At 34.6% G+C, this 3652-nt stretch carries 4 protein-coding genes; 2 read left to right on the forward strand and 2 right to left on the reverse strand.

Annotated elements, in window-relative coordinates; genetic code table 11:
• Nucleotides 1-303: 303 nt before the first annotated feature.
• On the reverse strand, nt 304-486 hold the full coding sequence (locus tag F6K13_RS23585) for a hypothetical protein (RefSeq protein ID WP_287288568.1): 183 nt from the start codon (nt 484-486) through the stop codon (nt 304-306).
• A gap of 80 nt (nt 487-566) precedes the next feature.
• Here F6K13_RS23585 and F6K13_RS23590 point away from each other — a divergent pair, with 80 nt between their 5' ends.
• Together F6K13_RS23590 and F6K13_RS23595 are read left to right on the forward strand one after the other, a co-directional pair.
• A complete protein-coding gene (locus F6K13_RS23590; protein WP_124143364.1) occupies nt 567-1433 on the forward strand; it encodes an aldose epimerase in 867 nt (288 codons plus the stop codon).
• 186 nt (nt 1434-1619) lie between these two features.
• The gene (locus F6K13_RS23595) at nt 1620-2180 is read left to right on the forward strand and encodes a Uma2 family endonuclease (RefSeq protein ID WP_124143363.1); all 561 of its coding nucleotides are present in this window, start codon (nt 1620-1622) and stop codon (nt 2178-2180) included.
• Nucleotides 2181-2253: 73 nt separating this feature from the next.
• Here F6K13_RS23595 and F6K13_RS23600 read toward each other — a convergent pair whose 3' ends face one another.
• A complete protein-coding gene (locus tag F6K13_RS23600; RefSeq protein WP_124143362.1) occupies nt 2254-3519 on the reverse strand; it encodes a tetratricopeptide repeat protein in 1266 nt (421 codons plus the stop codon).
• Nucleotides 3520-3652 lie beyond the last annotated feature (133 nt).

A 3652-nucleotide genomic window follows, 5' to 3' on the forward strand; every position in this document is an offset into this window, starting at 1 on the left:
TACTTTACCAGTTTATCGATGATTGATATAGTCAATCAAAACTATAACGTTTTATATATTTAGTGTTTAGACCTCATATATTAGTTATCTCCGGAAAAGAGGGAGTAGGAAGTAGGGAGTAGGGGGAAATAATTGATAATTTATATGCAATAATTGATTTTATTTTTGATGATCACCAGATGTCTATTGTATAAGTCCTGCGATCGCTAGATATATTTCCTTAAGTTCAGAACTTATGCACTACCTAATTTTTTGATGTTGGTAACTGATATTAGTAGCACTAAGTTTAGACTTGTTTTCAGTTCACTTAAATGATATGGTTAAAGGTTTAAGCAATATTTTATATAAAATCCGCTCGGGTTCGGTATAAAAAAATGTTCCATCCTCAGCGCCATTGCCAAATCTTTCTAAATTCTCTTCCTTCCGTGCCTCCTGACTCCTGACTCCTAAAAAATCCCCTAGATATTTGTAGCAAACGTTTATCAAATTCGTATTATGTCCAAAATGAATAGTTTTTCAGACTATTCTATGAGAATTTAATAGCAGTTGTTTTAGGTAAATTATCTATGCCTGCTAATGTTGGACAAAATCAAAATCAACCCTATATCCTTTCTGATGAAACTACTCAGTCTATGGTAGTTGTTGTTCCCGAACGAGGTGGCATCATTACTGACTGGCGTACTCAAGACCAAAAAATATTTTATCTTGATAAGGAACGTTTTGCTGACCCCACTCTTTCGGTACGCGGTGGTATTCCTTTACTGTTCCCTATTTGTGGCAACGTGGTTGACGATACCTATACGTTAGATGGAGAAAGCTACAAAATCAAGCAACATGGTTTTGCTCGTACCCTCCCTTGGGAAGTTACACAACAGTCTACCGAGAATGGCGCAAGTATTACTGTGACTCTCCGCAGCAGTGATGAAACTCGGGCAGTATATCCATTTAATTTTGAGTTGAATTATACATATATATTGCGGGGTAATACTCTAGAGATGCGATATTCTCACACGAATTTGTCTCAGAAACCTATGCCATTTGCTACAGGAATTCATCCTTATTTTGCTGTAACTGATAAGAGTCAATTAGAGTTTGATTTACCTTCAAATGAGTATAAACTTAAGGGCGAACAAACTGTTAATACTTTTTCTGGAGAGTTTGATTTTAATGCCGAAGAAATTGATTGGGCGTTTGTTAATTTGTCAAAACAATCAGCAGTAGTTACTGATAAAAGTCGTAATTTGAAGTTAACTATTAACTACGATAGTAATTACTCTACTCTAGTTTTTTGGACTGTCAAAGGTAAAGATTTTTATTGTTTAGAACCTTGGACTGCACCTCGTAATGCTATGAATACTGGGGAAAGTTTATTAATTGCTGAACCTGGTAAAACTGTGGAAACAGTTATTAGTATGACTGCGGAAATTGGCTAATTTTAAAAAAGCTGTCAGCATTTCAGCACTCAGCTTTCAGCTTTCAGCAGTAAACTTTTAGAAGGAGATTTAAACTCAAGTATGGGCGAATGCCATTCGCCCCTACAAGCTGATAACATTTGCGTAGCATTCCGTAGGAAAGTTCCTCATATAATATTTATAAAAATTCTAAATAAGTATAAAATTATGAGTACTTTGACATTAAATTTAGATACTGTTAATCTCACAGACGAACAATTCTATCAGTTATGTCAAAATAACTGCGATTTTAACTTTGAAATAACGGCTAAAGGAGTATTAATTATTATGCCACCAGTTGGTGGGGATAGTGGTAATCGAGAAGCTGAATTAATTATTGATTTGGGCATCTGGAATCGGCAAACAAAACTTGGTTTTACTTTCAGTTCATCTACTGTTTTTAAGTTGCCAAATGGTGCTAACCGTTCCCCAGATGTTGCTTGGATAAAACGGGAACGTTGGGAAGCATTAACACCTGAACAACGGCGCAAGTTTCCTCCCATTGCACCGGATTTTGTAATTGAATTAAGGTCAGGAACAGATGATTTGGAAATGTTGCGCGACAAAATGCAAGAATATATGGATGCTGGAGTAAATTTAGGATGGTTAATTAATCCTCAGCAGCAACAAGTAGAAATTTATCGTTTGGCAAAGGATGTGGAAGTAAGAAATCTTCCAACTGAATTATCGGGTGAAAATTTATTGCCTGGTTTTAGGTTGAATTTATAGTAGAAGGAGGAGCGAAGAAGGGGGAAGTTGAGTTTTAGAGGTACTGATAACTGATAACTGATAACTGAAATGACTATTGTTGATAATCAGATATAACTTTTTCCAAATACCAAATCTTATCCCTTCCAGGATATTTTTCTCGAACTTTTGCGATTAATCTTTCTGCCATTTCCCAATGCCCACCAACCATTTTTAAAAGTTTTTGTTGTAGTTGTTTATATTGATTATCTTCGTTAAGGTTCTGATTTTGACTAGGAACAGTTCCGTGAATTTTCTTCAAGTCATCTAAGGTTTTTTTATAGTTATTCCAATCTTCAGCATCCCCGAATAATTTAGCAGCATTCTGATAATCATCTATGGCTTTTTTCATTTCTTCTAAACGGAAATAAACAATGCCTCGATGATAAAAAGCTTTGGCTTCATTAGGGTTAATTTTTAATGCTTGTTCATAATCTTTTATTGCCTCTTGATATGCTCCCATATCCCGATAAGTATTTCCCCGACTTACATAAATAAGCGAATTATTCGGTTCAATTTTTAAAGCTGCATCAAGGTCAGCGATCGCTCCTTTAAAATCTCCCATTTTACTGCGAATTATCCCTCGATTTTGATAAGCTAAAATATCTCGGTCGTTAAATTGCAAAGCTTGATTAAAATCTGATATTGCACCTAAATTCTCCCCTTGTTTATAACGAATAATTCCCCGACAACAATAGGCTTGAGAATCTTCTGGGTCTACTTGTAAAGCCCAGTTTAAATCTGCTATTACTCCCTGTCGATCGCCTTTTTCAAATTTTCTTAAAATCTTATTTAAAAATGTTTTACTATCACCTTTTTGGAGATTATTTTCAACTTTTACAGCAGTAGTAGATACAGATTGTATTTGCTTAATATTATCCAAACATTTCCGACAATTAACTACATCTTTCTGTTCTAAATACAATTCTGCTCCTCGCTTAAAATTATCTATGGCATCTGCTTGATTATGTTGTTGACGATAAGCATTACCCAACAATTTATATGCCGGAGCATAGTTATTATTAATAGCAATTATTTGATTTGCATCTGCAATAGTTTCCGAAATATCTTTTACTGCCAACTTAGCAATACCACGAGCTAAATAAGCATCTATATAATTAGGATTAATTGCTAAAGCTTGAGTATAATCAACAATGGCTTCTTTGTTGTTTCCTAAATCAAACTTTGCTAAACCTCGGCCATAATAAGCTTCAGCAAAATTAGGATTAATTTCTATAACTCTACTAAAATATTGAATTGCTGCCTCATAGTCTTTAGCACGAGATTTTGCTACTGCTTGCTTATAGATTTCTTGTTCCATTACACTCTAAATTAATTGTTTTATGAACAATCCTAGCATTTATTTGAAGGAAGAAGAAAGAAGTCAGAAGGAAGAAGGAAGAAGGAAGAAGGAAGAAGGAAGAAGGAAGCAAAGAAGAAGGAAGCAAGGAAGA

This window comes from Okeania sp. SIO2B9 (assembly GCF_010672505.1).
GTDB lineage: Bacteria > Cyanobacteriota > Cyanobacteriia > Cyanobacteriales > Microcoleaceae > Okeania > Okeania hirsuta.